Raw genomic sequence first — 15,226 nt, 5'->3', positions numbered from 1 at the left:
GGCCGGTGGCACGAGCCGCGGTGCGGCGACACGCCCTCCTGCAATTCAGCATTTTGAGTCTTCAAGTCGATTTCCGGCTCCACCCGCCGGGCGCTGAATGCGCTCCAGCCCACCGGCTTCCTGATTTTATTCCTATGGCCAGGCCACGCCCGAGATTCAACCGCCTCCGACCCGCGGCCCTTCGGTCGAAGAGCCCGTCGCGCCGGACCGACCACGCCGCGAAGCCTACTTACCTCCTTGAAATCTCAGCCTTATGGCTCGGCCCGCAACGAACGGCCCGGTTCCCCACCCGTTAGCCCGCGACCTGCCGAAGCCTTTCGGCAGCCCTGGACATTAAATGCGGAGATTGCCTATGCCCCGTACCATCACCGCCTATTTCGATGACGTGCAGACCGCTGAGCGCGCCGCCCATGACCTGGCCCGCCATGTCCCGGGCGTGCGCGGGGAAGTCTTCCACGCCCGCAGCGACAACACCCGCCTCTCCAGCCTCTCCCTGCCCACCGAGGATACCGAAGTGCTGACCGAGGGCTTCCGCCGCGGCGGCGGCGTGGTGCATGCCGAGGTGCCGGATGGCCGCTTCGAGGAGGTGGCCCAGGCGCTGGAGGCCAGCGGAGCCGTCGACCTCGACGAGCGCGAGGCGGCCTGGCGCAAGGAGGGCTGGAGCGGCGCGACCACCCCGGTCGCCACCACTGGCGCGACCAAGGGGACCTCCACCGGCGCCATCGCCGGCCAGGGCCGCGTCCAGCAAGCTGGGCGAGGCGACTGACGAGGCCAGCATCCCGGTCATCGAGGAGCGGCTCCGTGTCGGCAAGCGGGAGACCGGCCATGGCCGCGTCCGCATCCGCAGCTACGTGGTCGAGACCCCGGTGCAGGAGCAGGTGACCCTGCGCCAGGAACATGTGCAGGTCGAGCGCCGCCCGGTCGACCGTCCGCTGACCGGCGCCGAGGCTGCCTTCGGCGAGCGCACGATCGAGGCGACCGAGCGCTCCGAGGAGGCCGTGGTCGCCAAGGAGGCGCGGGTGAAGGAGGAAGTGAGCCTGCGGAAGACCGCGGAGGACCGCACCGAGACCGTCCGCGACACCGTCCGCCGCACCGAGGTCGAGGTGGAGGACGACCGCAAGGCGGGCGCCGCCCGGACCGCCACCCCGGCCGGCAAGGAACGTGCCCGCGACATCTGAGGCGGAAGGCCGGGGGACAGTATTCTCCCGTTGGAGGCGACGCGTCCAATTCCTCATTGATTTCCGGAAGTTGGCCCCTCCCTCGCCCGGCGGGTGTCGACTTACATGAGGGAAGTAGGGGCTTGGGGAGGGAGCACCTGCTTCCCTCCCCACGCTTTGCCTTCCGGCCGCGCCGCTGCAACCATGCCGCAGCGCCGGCGCTAGCTTTGGACCCCGCGGCGCAACCGCGCGCCGCCGGAGGTCCGGAGGGCGGCGCATGCGGACGCAGCGGCTGACGATCCTGATCATGATCGGCATGGTGCTCAGGAATCGCGGTAGGCCATTTCTGCCACATTCTCTGGCCAAACCCGGATACGGCGAAGGCGATCGCCGGCTATATCTCTCTCATCACCGACATCTTCCTGCGGCTCATCAAGATGATCATCGCGCCGCTGGTCTTCTCGACGCTGGTCGTCGGCGTCGCCCATATGGGCGACACCAGGGCGGTCGGGCGGATCGGCGCCAAGGCGATGCTCTGGTTCGTCTCCGCCTCCGTCGTCTCGCTGCTGCTGGGCATGGTGCTGGTGAACATCCTGCAGCCAGGGGCGCGGCTCGACATGCCGCTGCCCGACGCGGCGGCGGCCAGCGGGGTCGGGACTTCCTCGCTCTCGCTGAAGGACTTCGTCGCCCACCTGGTGCCGCGCTCGATCTTCGAGGCGATGGCGACCAACGAGATCCTGCAGATCGTCGTCTTCTCCATCTTCTTCGGCGTCGCCTGCGCCGCGCTGGGGGAGAAGGCGAGGACGGTGGTCGCCTGGTGCGAGGAAATCAGCCACGTCATCCTCAAGGTGACCGGCTACATCATGCTGCTGGCGCCGCTCGCGGTCTTCGCCTCGATGGCGGCGATCATCACGACGCAGGGTCTCGGCATCCTGGTCACCTACGGAGTCTTCGTCGCCGGATCCTACCTCGGCCTGGCGATCCTCTGGTGCCTGCTGGCCCTGGTCGGCTTCCTGATTTTCGGCCGCCGGGTCTTCGAGCTGATCAGCCTGATCCGCCAGCCCTTCCTGCTCGCCTTCAGCACCCGCGAGTTCCGAGGCCGCCTACCCCCAGCTGATGGAACAACTTGTCCGCTTTCCGGTGTCGCGGAAGGTAATCAGCTTCGTCCTGCCGCTGGGCTACAGCTTCAACCTCGACGGCTCGATGATGTACTGCACCTTCGCCACGATCTTCATCGCCCAGGCCTACAACATCGAGCTCTCGATGGGGCAGCAGATCACCATGCTTCTGCTGCTGATGCTGACCAGCAAGGGGATGGCCGGGGTGCCGCGGGCCTCGCTGGTCGTGATCGCGGCGACGCTCACGACCTTCAACATCCCGGAAGCCGGGCTGCTGCTGATCATCGGCATCGACCAGTTCCTCGACATGGGGCGCTCGGCAACCAACGTCATCGGCAATTCCCTGGCGACCGCAGTGGTCGGCAAGTGGGAGGGCGAGATGGCGCCGGAGCCGGAGGATCTCGCCGACGCCGCCAGTGACCAGGAGAGTTTCGTGGCGACGGGTCGGGTCGCCTGACCGGGCTGACCTTGCTCGTTACATGACCAGTCGCTCATATTCACTGGCTGTTAGTGGTGCGGCTGTTACATCGGGGTAGCGGTATGAAGGACCCCCTCGATGTTCGGCAGCTTCAAGCGCGACACCAGCATGACACCAAAGCTTGCTGCCCTGGACACGGTGCGAGCCCGGATCATGATCGCTGACGACGATCTCACCATCACCTACATGAACCCGGCCGTCGTCGAGCTCATGCGGGAGGTCGAGGCCGACCTGCGCAAGGAGCTGCCGCGCTTCAGCCCTCGCCACCCTGGTCGGCAGCAACATCGACGTCTTCCACAAGAACCCGACTCACCAGCGGAAGATGCTGGCCGGGCTGGAAAAGCCGCATGCCGCGACCATCCAGGTCGGGCCGCACACCTTCGACCTGGTGGTCAACCCGCTGCGCCAGGACGGCAAGCGGCTCGGCTATGTCGTGGAATGGGCCGATGCGAAGGAGCGGCTGCTCAACCCTCGACTATGCCGCGCAGATGAAGGCGGTCGACCGGGCCCAGGCCTCCATCGCCTTCAGTCCCGACGGTACCGTGCTGCACGCCAACGAGAATTTCCTCAAGGCCATGGGCTATACCTTGGCCGAGATACGTGGCCAGAAGCACGCCATCTTTGTCGAGCCGCACCAGCGCGACAGCCCCGAATACCAGGGATTCTGGGCGGCGCTCCGGCGGGGCGAGGCGCAGGCGGGCCAGTTCCGCCGCATCGGCAAGGATGGCCGCACGGTCTGGATCGAGGGTTCCTACAGCCCCATCCTCGATGTCCATGGCAAGGTCGCCAAGGTGGTGAAGTTCGCCAACGACGTCACCGCCCAGATCGCCCTCCTCGGCGACCTCAAGAAGCTCATCGACATCAATTTCGGCGAGATCGACGGCGCTATCGGCCTCTCGGCGCGGGAAGCCGGCTCGGCCACCCAGGCCGCCGAGGAAACCTCGAGCAACGTGCAGATGGTCGCCGCCAGCGCCGAGGAACTGGCCGCCTCGATCGCCGAGATCGCCCACAACATGGCGAAGTCGCGCACCGCGACCGAGGATGCCTTCGCCCAGGCCAATGCGGGTGGCGAAAGCACCGGGCAACTCACCCACGCGGCCCAGTCGATGAACGGCGTGGTCGGGCTGATCCAGGGAATCGCCGGGCAGATCAACCTGCTGGCGCTCAACGCGACGATCGAGGCGGCGCGGGCCGGCGATGCCGGCAAGGGCTTCGCGGTGGTGGCGTCCGAGGTGAAGAACCTGGCCAACCAGGCGGCCAAGGCGACCGAGCAGATCTCGCGCGAGATCGAGGGCATCCAGGCGACCTCCACCGCGGTGGCGGCGGCGCTCGCCGCGATCCGCGGCGCGGTCGAGGCGGTGCGGGAGCATGTGGCCGTGACCGCCGCGGCGGTCGAGGAGCAGAGCGCGGTGACCCGCAGCATGTCGGCCAACATGCAGACCGCAGCCAATGCGGTGCAGACCGTCTCGGGCAGCATCACCGAGATCGCCTCGGCGGTGAACCAGGTCGCCGGCGCGGTGACCAAGACCAAGGAAGCTGCTGCCGTGCTCGTGCACTGATGCCGGGCGGGCGGGCGGCCCGCCCGACGAAGCAGGGGCGGCCCCACGGCCCCCTTCTCGCCGAGGCGGCCCGCCTGTCCGGGGCGGGCGCCTGCCGCGAGGTCCGGCGAGCGGCCTCAGCCGCGGTCGAGGTAGCTCCGCAGCGCCCGGCCGCGCTGGCCGTTCTGCAGCTTCTTCAGCGCCTTGGCCTCGATCTGCCGGATGCGCTCCCGCGTCACGTTGAAGGTCTTGCCGACCTCCTCCAGCGTGTGGTCGCGCTCCATGCCGATGCCGAAGCGCATCCTGAGGATCCGCTCCTCGCGCGGCGTCAGGTCGGACAGCACCCGCGCCGCGGCTTCCTGAGGCCCGACCGCGCCACCGCCTCGAAGGGGTGGACGGCGTTGCGGTCCTCGATCAGGTCGCCCAGGCGCCCGTCGTCCTCCTCGCCGATCGGCGTGTCGAGGCTCACGGGCTCGCGGACGATGCCCTGCACCGACTTCACCTTCTCGGTCGGCACGCCGAGCCGCTGCGCCAGCTCCTCGGCGGTCGGCTCGCGCCCGGTGCGGTGCGCCAGGATGCGGCCGAGCCGGGCGATCTTCGAGGCCGTCTCCGCCATGTGGACCGGCACGCGGATGGTCCGCGCCTGGTCGGCGATGGCGCGCGTCATCGCCTGCCGCACCCACCAGGTGGCATAGGTGCTGAACTTGAAGCCCTTGCGCCAGTCGAACTTCTCGACCGCCCGCATCAGGCCGATATTGCCTTCCTGGATCAGGTCGCCCAGCAGGAGGCCGCGGTTGCGGTACTTGCGGGCGATATGGACCACGAGGCGCAGGTTGGCCCGCGTCAGCTCCTCCTTCGCGCGGCGCATGTCGCGCTCGCCGCGGCTCATCTCCGCATGCAGGCGGCGCAGATCGGCCGCAGCGACGCCGGCCTCGGCCTCGACCGAGCCGACCTCGGCGCGGATCTCGCGCAGCTCGGCCCCGGCAGCCTTCACCTTGGTCGCCAGCTTGGCGGTACCCGGCTCGCCGGCATCCCAAAGCTTCAGGAAGTCGTCGCGGCTGACCTTGGCCGCCATCGCCAGCCGCAGCGCGCGACCGTCGAGCGTGGTCAGCCGGCGATGCGCCGCGCGCACCGCCTCGATCAGCGTCTCGATCCGGTCGGCGCGCAGCCGCAGCGCCGCGACCAGGGCAGCCGTCTCCGTCGCCGGCGCGGCCGCGTCGCCCGAGAGGGCAGCGTCGAAGGCGACCAGGATCTCGGGCCGCAACCGCTGGTCGAGCGTGCCTTCCGTGGCCTCGCTCTCCTCGCCCTCCGCCGGCGCCTCGGCGGCGGCGGCCATGGCCTCGAGCTCCACCAGGTCGCGCAGCGGCAGCTGCCCGGCGGCGACCGCGTCGCGCCAAGCGCCGAGCTGGGCGCGGGTCGCCGGGCAGGCGCCGAGCGCCCCCAGCATCGCCTCGCGACCGGCCTCGATCCGCTGGGCCAGCGCCACTTCCTGCTCGCGGGTCAGCAGCTCCGTGCGCGAGGCCTCGCGCAGGAACATGCGGACGGGGTCATCGGTGCGGCCGAGCGAGGCCTCGTCGTGATTGCCGGCGGCCGGGGTGGCGGCGTCGGCCTCGGCAGCCGGGGCGGCCTCGCCGTCCTCGGCATCCTCTTCCGCCAGCTCATCGGGCGCGTCCTCGCCATCCTCGGCGGTCTCGCCCTCCTCCCAGGCCGGGAGGTCCTCACCCGGAACGCGGGCCACCAATTCCTCGAAGGCCGGCGCGCCATGGGGGCGCGAGACGCGCATCTCGGTCTCGCTCTCGTCCAGCATCGTCTCGGTGACAAACCCGTCCATCACTCGATCCACTCCTGCGCGGGCGCGGGGCCCGTTGCAATTCGGCCGGCGCCGGGGCGGCTTCTCCGCAAACGGCGAAACACCCGTTGGGCCACAAGGGCGGCACGGGCGGGGCATCGGCCGAGGGGAAAAGCGCGCTGCCAAGCGGCGCACGAGGGATGTGGTGATAAACGCATGCGTTAACCAGCCCTGCTGCGCAATTGGCAGGGCTGGGTTGCGCAGGCGGCATGATGCCGGGCGTTCTGGGTCCATAGGCACCACCGAAAGCGCCGGTCAAGCTGGAATCTGCCTCTTGTTTCGGTGACATTTACAGGTCTTTCAACCCGCCCGGCCGGACCTTGTGTGCGCTTGCAGGCTTCCCGCAACATCAGCCCCGCAGGAGGACGAAGCCGATGCACCGCCGATCCCTGCTCGCCCTGCCATCGGGGCTGGCGGCCCTGCGGCCCGCCGCCGCCCGTGCGGCCGAGGCGCCGGAGGCGGCGCTGCGCCGCTACCGCACCCTGCCGGGGACCGGCAGCTACATGATCCGGCTCGGCGCCGACGGCGCGGCCGGGCGCCTCGCCCATCTGCCGAACCGGCAGCTCTTCATCGCCAGCGCCTACAAGACCTTCGTGCTCGGCCAGTACCTCCGGGACCTCGAGGCCCGGCGGCTGGACCTGGAGGCGCAGCTAGCCGTCGACGACGCAAGCCGGAGCTTCGGCAGCCCGGTGCTGCTGAACCTCACCGGCAGCACCACCGCCCGGTCGGTGCTGGAGGCGATGATCGCCCACAGCGACAATACCGCGACCGACATCGCCACGAGGCAGGTCGGCCCCGACCGGATCCGTGCCCTGGTGGCCAAGGCCGGGCTGACCCAGGTGCGGATCCCGGACTCCACCCGGATCTTCGCCTCATACCTGTTCGGGGCACCGGCCGGGGTCGATCTCGGCTGGGCCGGGCTGCAGAAGCTCGACCGCTGGCCGCCCGAGGGCTTCCGCGCCCCGCTTAACGAAGTCCAGACCATGGCCGGCAGCGCCCGCGACCTCGCCGCCTGGTACGAGCAGGCACTGCGCGGCGCCGTCTTCCAGCGGCCGGAGACGCTGCGGGAGTTCAAGCGGATCCAGGCCATGGCGGTGCAGATCGCCCGCGTCGCCCCGCTCGATACCCCGGTCTATGCCAAGGGCGGGGAGGTGTCCGACTTCCAGGGCTTCTGCGCCAAAAGCTTCGCCGGGCAGATGGTCGTCGGCGGCCGGATGCCCGTGACCTTCGCCTTCCTGCTCAACTGGGATAGCGCGGAGGGCGGCTTCGCCGAGGTGCAGGAAGCCTATTTCGACGCGATCCGCGATGTCCTCGCGGCCCTGGCCGAGACAGCCTAGCCGCTGCCGCTGGCATCGGCCACCAGATGCAGCAGGGCGCGCACGCCCTGCACCAGCCCGATGTCGTCCACCCGGAAGCGGGGCGAGTGGTTGGTCGGCGCGGTGCGCGGGTCGATCCCCGGCGCGGTCGCCCCGACATTGAAGAAGAGGCCCGGCGCCGCCTGCGAGAAATAGGAGAAATCCTCGCCGGCCATGCTGCGCTGGGTCGGCCGCAGCCCGGCCTCGCCCGCCACCCGGGCGAGGCTCGGCGCCATGCGCTCGGCTAAAACGGGGTCGTTGACGGTGACGGGATAGCCGTTCGGCTGCCAGGTCACCTCGGCGCTGCCGTCCATGCCCTTCGCCACGCTCTCGGCCAATTCCGTTACCCGGCGCTGCATGAAGCCGCGGCGCTGCTCGTCATAGGTGCGCAGCGTGCCGGTCAGCACGGCCCGGTCCGGGATGATGTTGTTGCGGGTGCCGCCCTGGAAGGTGCCGACGGTCAGCACCGAGGGATCGCCGACATCGACCTGCCGGCTCTGGATGGTCTGCAGCGCCGAGACGATCTGCGCGCCGATGACGATCGGATCGACGCCCGCCCAGGGCCGCGCGCCATGCGTCTGCCGGCCGTTCACCACGATGCGGAACTCGTCGGCGCTGGCCTGGGACGGCCCGGCGCGGAAGCCGAGCACCCCGGCCGGCAGGCCGCTGGTCATGTGCAGTCCGAAGACCAGGTCGGGTTTCGGGTCGGCGAAGGCGCCCTCGGCCAGCATCCGCTTGGCGCCGCCGATCTCGCCCTTCGGCAGGTTCTCCTCGGCCGGCTGGAAGACGAACAGGACATTGCCCCGCAGGCTGGCGCGATGCGCGGCCAGCGCCTCGGCCGTCGCCATCAGGATGGCGGTGTGGCAGTCATGGCCGCAGGCATGCATCACCGGCACCTCAATGCCGTCCCAGATGGCCTTCGCGCGCGAGGCATAGGGCAGGTCCACTTCCTCGGCCACCGGCAGCGCGTCCATGTCGGCGCGCAGCGCGATGGTCGGGCCGGGGCCGGCGCCGCCGCGCAGCACCGCGACCACGCCGGTCACGGCGACCCTCTCCCGCACCTCGAGCCCCAGCGCCTTCAGATGCGCGGCGACGAGGCTGGCGGTGCGGGTTTCTTGGTTGCCGAGCTCCGGGTGCTGGTGGATGTCGCGCCGCCAGGCGACCAGGCGCGGCTCGATTGCGCGGGCGGCGGCATCGAGGCTGGCATGGATCGGCCGCGCAGCACCGGGGGTGACGGCGACGGCCGGGCCGGCCGGCATCAGCGGCAGGGCGGCGCAGACGCAGAGCCCCGCCAGGACGCGGCGGCGTGTCGGGCTGACCGGCTCGGCGACGAGGCGGCGGGTGGAAACCGGGGAGAACAGGGCCATGGCGACGCTCCGCGTGCTTGCGGCGATCCTGCGCCCCGGACGGGGCAGGGGCAATTCCCGGCCCGGGCGGCGTCCGCGCTAGCGCGGCGGCAGCCGCAGCACCATTCCCGGCTGCAACGCAGAGGCATCCGTCAGTACCGCGGCGTTGCTCTCCAGCACCCAGCCGGCTGCGGCCGTGTCGTGGTAGTGCCGCGCCGCGATCGCCTCCAGCGTCTCGCCCGGCTGTACCAGGTGCAGGATGCTGCCGCCCGGGCCGAAGCCGGTGTCGCCGGCATCGGGGTTGGCGCGATGTACCGTGCCGCCGGCGGCCTCGGTGCTGGCGTTGCCCGCGGGCAGTCGGGCGAAGGCGCCCAGCGTATCCAGCAGCCCGGTCGCGCGGTTGACAGTCAGCCGGTCGTCGACCCTTGCGATGCCCTGCAGGTTGCCGACCACCAGGAGCACGCGCTCCCGGGTCGCCTCGTCCGGCACCTGGCCTTCCAGCGTCGCGGCGTCATCATGCCGGGTGACCATCACGCCCTGCCGCGTCAGGCCAAGCTCGGCGAGCCGGTCGTTGATGGCAGCCGCGGTCGGCGCTCCGCCGTCAAGGGCCAGGCCGGCCTCGGCGGGGAAGCGGTAGGTGGTCATGGCTGGTCTCCCTGTTCCGTGCCGGGAAAACGCCAACGCCGGCGCGCGGGTTGCGCCGCACTCCATGCCGCACCACCCTTTCCGCCATGCAAGAGACGCCCCTGCTGGTCCAACCAGACCCCGCCGATCCGCGGCTGACGCGGCGCGTCACCGGCATCGACCAGACCGGCGCGCCGATCGAGGCGAGCGTGACGGTCGAGCGACCGCTGACGCTCTACCTGAACGGCCAGGAGATCGTCACCATGATGACGATCCTCGACCGGCCGGAGGACCTGGCGCTCGGCTACCTGCTGAACCAGGGCATGCTGCGGCGGGACGATAAGGTGACTGGCGTCGAGTACGACGACGACCTCCAGGTCGTGGTGGTGCGGACCGAGCGCCGCACCGACTACGAGGCCAAGCTGAAGAAGAAGACGCTGACCAGCGGCTGCGCCCAGGGCACCGCCTTCGGCGACCTGCTGGAGGACTTCTCGAAGGCACGGCTGCCGGCGGCCGGCGAGATCCGCACCTCGGACCTCTACCGGATGCTGCACCGGATCAACACGCTGCCGACGCTATACCTTGAAGCCGGCGCCATCCATGGCTGCGCGCTGTGCGAGGCGGACCGGCCGCTGGTCTACATGGAGGATGTCGGCCGGCACAATGCGGTCGACAAGATCGCCGGCTGGATGTTCCGCAATGCCTGCAACCCGGCGGATAAGGTCTTCTACACAACCGGCCGGCTGACCTCGGAGATGGTGATCAAGACGGTGCGGATGGGCATCCCCATCCTGGTCTCACGCAGCGGCTTCACCGCATGGGGTGTGGAACTGGCGCAGGAGGTCGGGCTGACCCTGATCGGCCGCTGCAAGGGCAAGCGCTTCACCGCGCTGGCCGGGACCGAGCGGATCGTCTTCGACGCCGACCTCAATTACATCGAGGAGGAGAGCGCCCGGCACTGGCGGAAGAACAGCCGTGAGGCGCTCGGTGCCCCGATCGGATCGCAGAGCGCCGAAGGGCGCGGCGCGTGAATCCGATCGGCATTCGCGACTCGGTGCTGGCCGTCCTCCTGGCGGGCGGTCTCGCCCGGCGGATGGGCGGCGGCGACAAGCCATTGCGGCTGCTGGCCGGGCGGCCGCTGCTGGACCACGTGCTGGACCGTGTCGCGCCGCAGGTCGCCGGCATCATCCTCAACGCCAATGGCGATCCGGCGCGCTTCGCCGCCTATGGCTTGCCGGTGGTGCCGGACCCGCTGCCCGATTTCCCCGGGCCGCTGGCCGGGGTGCTGGCCGGGCTCGACTGGGCGGCGGAGCATCGGCCCGACATTCCCACCTTGCTCTCCGTCCCTGGCGACGGGCCCTTCCTGCCGGCCGACTTGGTGGCGCGGCTGGAGGCGGCGCGGGCGGCAGCCGGCGTGCCGTTGGCCTGCGCGGCGTCCGGCGGCTGGACGCATCCGCCGATCGCGCTCTGGCCCGTGACGCTGCGGGGCGAACTCCGCGTCGCGCTGCTGGCCGGCGAGAAGAAGATCGACCGCTGGACCGCCCGCTTCGGCTGCGCCAGCGCCGAATGGCCGACCGACCCGGTCGATCCCTTCTTCAACGCCAATGCGCCGGAGGATCTGGCCGCGGCCGAACGCCTCTTGCAAGCGGGTTGAGGGCGACCCATACGCAAGCGGCTGATGAAAGGGAAACCGCCGCCGTGAAGGCCATCCTCGCCGGCATCCTCGCCGCCCTCGCCATCGCGGTCTGTGCCGCGGTGGTGCTGGATGCCGAGTTCCAGAAGAGCGCCGCCGACCGCTTCCAGACCGAGGGCGTGCGGCTCTAGGCAAGGCTGGCGAGGGAAGAAGGGGGTCTCCTCCCCAAGGCCCCTCCCCTCCCGTTTGTAGGTCGGCGCGCGCCACGCGTCGGCTGCCGACCCACGGGGACCCACAGAGATCGATGAGCGACTGTCTGGCTGGTCAAGCGGTGCCGGCGCTGGCCGGTCGGGCGTCGCCTGCCTTGGCATTGAGCCGGACGAGCCGCTTGCGGGCGAGTGCGACGCGCATGAGCTTTCTTGGCTTTCCGGCGCTCGACAAGCTTTGGCAGGCGGCGAAGTCGGGATCGTAGCGGCGCACTACCTCGGAGCGCCTCTGATGCCGCGGAAGGCGGCATCGAGCCTGGCCCAGAGCGGGTCGACGCCGATCGCCTGGGCGATCAGCGCCTCGAGCTGGCGCTGCTGGCTGGCGACGAGGGCCAGGAGCGGCGCAAGGCTGGCGGTCGCGTCGGGCGCGGTGACCAGGCGGCGCTGGCTGGCCTGCCGGGTCCGCCAGGCGGTGAGCCAGCGGAGACGGAGCGCCAGGACGGTGCGCCGGGCCTGGTGGCGGAGGCGGGTGGGGTTGGCCTGATCCGCTTGATCTCGGCATACCCGGCGATGATGCCGCAATCGACGTGGCCGGTGTCCTCCGTTACGACCAGGCCGACCTGGTGGGCCTGGCAGAAGCCAACGCGATCATCGAAGCCTTCGGTGGACAGCGCGAAGCGGCGATGCTGGCCATCGCGGCCGATGCGGGCGTCGAGGGCGGGGGCGCTGACGTCCACTCCGCAGAGGACGGCTGTCGGAGTAACCTGCCTCGCCGATGCGACGGGCGATCGGGCGGCTGTCCGGTCGTACGTAACGCAGCGAGGGCGGGTCCCAAGGCTCATCCGCGATTGCAGCCCGAGGAAGATTGGGCGCCTGTCATCGCGCGCCGGGTTGGGTGACCACCGGATCCGGCGCACCCCAGTTGCACCATGCCGCCGGGACAGACGACCTGATACAGGGGGTTGGACGGACGCGTCCAACGGGAGAATACCTTCTCCCCCGGCGTTCCTACGGGATTGCCCGCCTGCGCATCCGCGCGCAGCGTGGCGACCGATGCTCCGACTCCTCCGCCGCCATTCCAGCCTCCTCATCATCCTCTCGATCGGCCTCGTCTCCGGCAGCCTGGTCTGGGTGCTGCACGGGCCGGAGGCCTTCCGCCGTGCCCTTGGCGTCGCCTGGGGCGTCTTCCTGACCGTGCTGCCGGCGCTGCTGGCCGGGCTGCTGCTCGCCGGCAGCCTGAAGCAGCTGATCCCGCCGGGCGCGCTGGCGAAGTGGATGGGCGCCGAATCCGGCACCCGCGGTCTGCTGGTGGCGACGCTGTGCGGCATGGCCATGCCGGGAGGGCCGATGGCGGCCTTCCCGCTGGTGCTGGTCCTTGCTCAGGCCGGTGCCGACCGCGGCGCGCTGATCGCCTTCATCGTCGCCTGGGCGCTGAACGGCTTCCAGCGCGTGCTGGTCTGGGAGGTGCCGCTGCTCGGCGCCGATTTCGCCCTCCTCCGCTTCCTCTGCGGTCTGCCGCTCTCGGTCATCGCCGGCGCCGTCGCGCGGCGCCTGCCGATCGCCTGGGTGCCGCCCGGCAGCGCCGCCGGGGGCCGCGCATGAGCCTTGGCCAGGCGATCCTGATGGTCCTCGCGCTCGGCGCCTTCGGTCTGGCGCTGCGGCGCGGGGTGCCGACGGCGCAAAGGGCGCTGCGCGAGACCGGACAGACCATCCTCCGCGTGCTGCCACTGCTGGTCGCGGCGCTGCCGATGGCGGCCTTCCTGGCGAAGCTGATCCCGGCCGACCTCGCCGCCGGCTGGCTCGGCCCCGAAAGCGGCCTCGCGGGAATCGCCATCGCGTCCCTCGCGGGCGGGTTCATCCCGGGCGGGCCCTTCGTCTCCTTCCCGCTGGTGCTCACCTTTATTAAGGCCGGCGCGGGCGGACCGCAGATGGTGGCGCTGATCACGGGATGGGCGATCCTCGGCTTCCACCGGGTGATCGCGTGGGAATGGCCGGTTCTCGGCGGGCGCTTCATCCTGATCCGACTACTGGCATCCGGCCTGCTGCCGATCCTGGCCGGGGTGCTGGCCCAATGGCTGCTGCCCCTCTTCCCGCATGCCCTCGTCAGGCCTTGATCGGCTGGCATCCTCCGGCCGCTTCCGGCATGGTCCGCGCCACATGGATGGAACAACCCTGACCGCCGATTGGGACGCGCTGCTCGCTGCGCGCGACGCGCCCGGGCGCCTACCGGCCGGGCCGCTCGGCGCACTGTTCGGCCCGCTGCTGGCGACGCCGCGCGCGGCGGATGGCTGCCTGGTAGTAGGCCGGCTAGCGCAGACCCTGGACGGGCGTATCGCCACCCTCTCGGGCTCCTCACAATGGATCGGCGGCAAGGGCGACCTGCTGCACACCCACCGGCTGCGCGCGCTGTGCCATGCGGTCATCGTTGGCGCCGGTACCGTGCGCAGCGACGACCCGCGGCTGACCACGCGCGACTGCCCCGGGCCGCATCCGGTCCGCGTGGTGCTCGATACCGACCGCAGGCTTGGCCCCGGTTACGGCGTCTTCCGCGTTGGCCCGCCGACGCTGCTCCTGTGTGCCGAGGACGCGCCCGGGCCCGACCGGCTCGGCATCGCCGAGGTGCTGCGGCTACCGCGCGACCCGCTGGTCGGCGGGCTGGCGGTCCCGGCGATCCTCGCGGCGCTGGCGACACGCGGGCTGACGCGGATCTTCGTCGAGGGCGGCGGCGTCACCGTCAGCCGCTTCCTCGCCGCAGGCTGCCTCGACCGGCTGCATGTCACGGTGGCGCCGGTGCTGCTCGGCTCCGGCATCCCCGCCTTCACCCTGCCGGAGGCGGCGCGGATCGCCGACGGGCTGCGCTTCGCCTGGACGGTACATAGCCTCGACCCCGACGTGCTGTTCGACATCGCGCTCGGCCGCACGCGGCCAGGGGTGTGCGGGTGAAGGCCCGCGCGCTCTGGACCGTCGCGCCGGGCGTCGCCGAGTTGCGCGATGAGGTGCTGCCGCAGCGCGGCCCAGACCAGGCGCTGGTCCGCACCCGCGCCTCCGCCCTCTCGCGCGGCACCGAGCGCCTGGTGCTCGAAGGCCGCGTGCCGCCGAGCCAGTACGACGCCATGCGCGCGCCGCTGATGGCGGGCGCCTTCCCCTTCCCGGTGAAATACGGCTATTGCGCGACGGGCGTGGTGGAGGCTGGGCCCGCGGCATTGCAGGGCCGCCGCGTCTTCGTCCTGCATCCGCACCAGGACCTATTCCTGGCGCCGGCCGCGATGTGCGTGCCCGTCCCCGACGCCGTGCCCGACCACCGCGCGGTGCTGGCGGCGAATATGGAGACCGCGCTCAACATACTCTGGGATGCGCGGCCCCTGGCCGGCGAGCGTTGCCTGGTCATCGGCGCCGGCGTCGTCGGCCTGCTGGCGGCGGCGCTGCTGGCGCGCATCCCCGGCATCCTGCCCACGGTCGTCGACCTCGACCCATCCCGCGCCGCGCTGGCCGAGGCTCTCGGCGCCCGCTTCGCCCTGCCCGCCGGGGCACCAGCCGAGCAGGAGCTGATCATCCATGCCAGCGCCAGCGCCGCCGGCCTGCAACTGGCGCTCGACTGCGCGGCCTTCGAGGCGCGCATCGTCGAGGCCAGCTGGCATGGCGACCGCATGGTGCCGCTGCCGCTGGGCGAGGCCTTCCATGCCCGGCGGCTTTCCATCCTCTCGACCCAGGTCGGCGCGGTGGCGCCGGCGATGCGCGGAAGGCGCACCCATGCCGAGCGCATGGCGCTGGCGCTCGCGCTGCTGGCCGATCCGCGCTTCGACGCGCTCTCTGCCCCGGTCGCCGGCTTCGCCGAGCGCTGCCGGCCGCGCTGCCCGCGCTGCTGGCATCGGGCGCCGCCGCGCCCCTTGCCCCGTCGTCACCTATCCATAAGAGAGTAGCG

17 protein-coding genes and 2 pseudogenes are annotated in these 15,226 nt (G+C 71.1%); 14 read left to right on the top strand and 5 right to left on the bottom strand.

What is annotated here, in order from left to right; all coding sequences use genetic code 11:
* Positions 1-352: 352 nt before the first annotated feature.
* The 6 genes and pseudogenes from ACQ86J_RS30945 to ACQ86J_RS30920 all read left to right on the top strand — a co-directional run bounded on the left by ACQ86J_RS30945 (position 353) and on the right by ACQ86J_RS30920 (position 4,312).
* Entirely contained in the window at positions 353-766 is a 414-nt protein-coding gene (locus ACQ86J_RS30945; protein WP_431268512.1) for a hypothetical protein, read from the top strand.
* Complete coding sequence (locus tag ACQ86J_RS30940) at positions 690-1,178, top strand: YsnF/AvaK domain-containing protein (RefSeq protein ID WP_431272593.1); 489 nt, start codon at positions 690-692, stop codon at positions 1,176-1,178. Before ACQ86J_RS30945 ends, ACQ86J_RS30940 begins: the two co-directional genes overlap by 77 nt.
* Before the next feature lie 308 nt (positions 1,179-1,486).
* A pseudogene (locus tag ACQ86J_RS30935) lies at positions 1,487-2,185 on the top strand (dicarboxylate/amino acid:cation symporter); the annotation flags it as partial.
* Between the two features lie 88 nt (positions 2,186-2,273).
* Positions 2,274-2,732 carry a dicarboxylate/amino acid:cation symporter gene (locus ACQ86J_RS30930; RefSeq protein ID WP_431268511.1) on the top strand — a complete coding sequence of 153 codons (459 nt, stop codon included), beginning with the start codon at positions 2,274-2,276 and terminating at the stop codon, positions 2,730-2,732.
* A 99-nt stretch (positions 2,733-2,831) separates the two neighbouring features.
* A complete protein-coding gene (locus ACQ86J_RS30925; RefSeq protein ID WP_431268510.1) occupies positions 2,832-3,245 on the top strand; it encodes a PAS domain-containing protein in 414 nt (137 codons plus the stop codon).
* Positions 3,200-4,312, top strand: a complete 1,113-nt coding sequence (locus ACQ86J_RS30920) for a methyl-accepting chemotaxis protein (RefSeq protein ID WP_431268509.1) — start codon at positions 3,200-3,202, stop codon at positions 4,310-4,312. Before ACQ86J_RS30925 ends, ACQ86J_RS30920 begins: the two co-directional genes overlap by 46 nt.
* Positions 4,313-4,428: 116 nt before the next feature.
* Here ACQ86J_RS30920 and ACQ86J_RS30915 read toward each other — a convergent pair whose 3' ends face one another.
* Positions 4,429-4,635 (bottom strand): sigma-70 family RNA polymerase sigma factor, encoded by a 207-nt coding sequence (locus ACQ86J_RS30915; RefSeq protein WP_431268508.1) that lies wholly within the window; start codon positions 4,633-4,635, stop codon positions 4,429-4,431.
* A complete protein-coding gene (locus tag ACQ86J_RS30910; RefSeq protein ID WP_431268507.1) occupies positions 4,620-6,122 on the bottom strand; it encodes a sigma-70 family RNA polymerase sigma factor in 1,503 nt (500 codons plus the stop codon). The genes ACQ86J_RS30915 and ACQ86J_RS30910 overlap by 16 nt, the downstream gene beginning before the upstream one ends.
* Before the next feature lie 392 nt (positions 6,123-6,514).
* Here ACQ86J_RS30910 and ACQ86J_RS30905 point away from each other — a divergent pair, with 392 nt between their 5' ends.
* Entirely contained in the window at positions 6,515-7,477 is a 963-nt protein-coding gene (locus ACQ86J_RS30905; RefSeq protein ID WP_431268506.1) for a serine hydrolase, read from the top strand.
* Here the strand turns inward: ACQ86J_RS30905 and ACQ86J_RS30900 are convergent.
* Together ACQ86J_RS30900 and ACQ86J_RS30895 are read right to left on the bottom strand one after the other, a co-directional pair.
* Positions 7,474-8,862 carry an amidohydrolase gene (locus ACQ86J_RS30900; protein ID WP_431268505.1) on the bottom strand — a complete coding sequence of 463 codons (1,389 nt, stop codon included), beginning with the start codon at positions 8,860-8,862 and terminating at the stop codon, positions 7,474-7,476. The two genes, ACQ86J_RS30905 and ACQ86J_RS30900, sit on opposite strands and share 4 nt — an antisense overlap.
* 78 nt (positions 8,863-8,940) lie before the next feature.
* The gene (locus tag ACQ86J_RS30895; RefSeq protein WP_431268504.1) at positions 8,941-9,486 is read right to left on the bottom strand and encodes a BON domain-containing protein; all 546 of its coding nucleotides are present in this window, start codon (positions 9,484-9,486) and stop codon (positions 8,941-8,943) included.
* Positions 9,487-9,572: 86 nt separating this feature from the next.
* On the opposite strand from ACQ86J_RS30895, the gene fdhD reads away from it, so the two are divergent.
* From fdhD to ACQ86J_RS30880, 3 genes are read left to right on the top strand one after another with little or no spacing between them, the layout of a single operon-like run.
* On the top strand, positions 9,573-10,496 hold the full coding sequence (gene fdhD / locus ACQ86J_RS30890; protein WP_431268503.1) for a formate dehydrogenase accessory sulfurtransferase FdhD: 924 nt from the start codon (positions 9,573-9,575) through the stop codon (positions 10,494-10,496).
* A 23-nt stretch (positions 10,497-10,519) separates the two neighbouring features.
* Positions 10,520-11,119, top strand: a complete 600-nt coding sequence (gene mobA / locus ACQ86J_RS30885; protein ID WP_431268502.1) for a molybdenum cofactor guanylyltransferase MobA — start codon at positions 10,520-10,522, stop codon at positions 11,117-11,119.
* Between the two features lie 44 nt (positions 11,120-11,163).
* Positions 11,164-11,289 (top strand): hypothetical protein, encoded by a 126-nt coding sequence (locus tag ACQ86J_RS30880; protein ID WP_431268501.1) that lies wholly within the window; start codon positions 11,164-11,166, stop codon positions 11,287-11,289.
* 133 nt (positions 11,290-11,422) lie between these two features.
* On the opposite strand, the pseudogene ACQ86J_RS30875 reads toward ACQ86J_RS30880, so the two are convergent.
* Positions 11,423-12,041 (bottom strand): annotated as a pseudogene (locus tag ACQ86J_RS30875) (hypothetical protein).
* Positions 12,042-12,357: 316 nt separating this feature from the next.
* Between ACQ86J_RS30875 and ACQ86J_RS30870 the strand changes: the two are divergent.
* Genes ACQ86J_RS30870 through ACQ86J_RS30855 form a run of 4 tightly spaced genes read left to right on the top strand, consistent with a single transcriptional unit; the run spans position 12,358 to position 15,224 of the window.
* Positions 12,358-12,906 carry a permease gene (locus tag ACQ86J_RS30870; RefSeq protein WP_431268500.1) on the top strand — a complete coding sequence of 183 codons (549 nt, stop codon included), beginning with the start codon at positions 12,358-12,360 and terminating at the stop codon, positions 12,904-12,906.
* Entirely contained in the window at positions 12,903-13,418 is a 516-nt protein-coding gene (locus tag ACQ86J_RS30865; protein WP_431268499.1) for a hypothetical protein, read from the top strand. Before ACQ86J_RS30870 ends, ACQ86J_RS30865 begins: the two co-directional genes overlap by 4 nt.
* A gap of 43 nt (positions 13,419-13,461) precedes the next feature.
* Complete coding sequence (locus ACQ86J_RS30860) at positions 13,462-14,247, top strand: RibD family protein (RefSeq protein WP_431268498.1); 786 nt, start codon at positions 13,462-13,464, stop codon at positions 14,245-14,247.
* Positions 14,244-15,224, top strand: coding sequence for a zinc-dependent alcohol dehydrogenase (locus ACQ86J_RS30855; protein WP_431268497.1), 981 nt, complete (start codon positions 14,244-14,246; stop codon positions 15,222-15,224). Before ACQ86J_RS30860 ends, ACQ86J_RS30855 begins: the two co-directional genes overlap by 4 nt.
* Positions 15,225-15,226 lie beyond the last annotated feature (2 nt).

This window comes from Dankookia sp. P2 (assembly GCF_050632255.1).
Taxonomy (GTDB): domain Bacteria; phylum Pseudomonadota; class Alphaproteobacteria; order Acetobacterales; family Acetobacteraceae; genus Paracraurococcus.
Note: the sequence above shows the minus strand (reverse complement) of the source record. Positions and strands in the feature narration are given on the sequence as shown.

Coding starts and splice junctions, on each gene's coding strand:
- ACQ86J_RS30920 (WP_431268509.1), top strand. CDS start 3,200: ATGCGAAGGAGCGGCTGCTCAACCCTCGACTATGCCGCGCAGATGAAG.
- ACQ86J_RS30895 (WP_431268504.1), bottom strand. CDS start 9,486: ATGACCACCTACCGCTTCCCCGCCGAGGCCGGCCTGGCCCTTGACGGC.
- ACQ86J_RS30870 (WP_431268500.1), top strand. CDS start 12,358: ATGCTCCGACTCCTCCGCCGCCATTCCAGCCTCCTCATCATCCTCTCG.
- ACQ86J_RS30865 (WP_431268499.1), top strand. CDS start 12,903: ATGAGCCTTGGCCAGGCGATCCTGATGGTCCTCGCGCTCGGCGCCTTC.
- fdhD (WP_431268503.1), top strand. CDS start 9,573: ATGCAAGAGACGCCCCTGCTGGTCCAACCAGACCCCGCCGATCCGCGG.
- ACQ86J_RS30945 (WP_431268512.1), top strand. CDS start 353: ATGCCCCGTACCATCACCGCCTATTTCGATGACGTGCAGACCGCTGAG.
- ACQ86J_RS30900 (WP_431268505.1), bottom strand. CDS start 8,862: ATGGCCCTGTTCTCCCCGGTTTCCACCCGCCGCCTCGTCGCCGAGCCG.
- ACQ86J_RS30930 (WP_431268511.1), top strand. CDS start 2,274: ATGGAACAACTTGTCCGCTTTCCGGTGTCGCGGAAGGTAATCAGCTTC.
- ACQ86J_RS30860 (WP_431268498.1), top strand. CDS start 13,462: ATGGATGGAACAACCCTGACCGCCGATTGGGACGCGCTGCTCGCTGCG.
- ACQ86J_RS30925 (WP_431268510.1), top strand. CDS start 2,832: ATGTTCGGCAGCTTCAAGCGCGACACCAGCATGACACCAAAGCTTGCT.
- ACQ86J_RS30905 (WP_431268506.1), top strand. CDS start 6,515: ATGCACCGCCGATCCCTGCTCGCCCTGCCATCGGGGCTGGCGGCCCTG.
- ACQ86J_RS30910 (WP_431268507.1), bottom strand. CDS start 6,122: ATGGACGGGTTTGTCACCGAGACGATGCTGGACGAGAGCGAGACCGAG.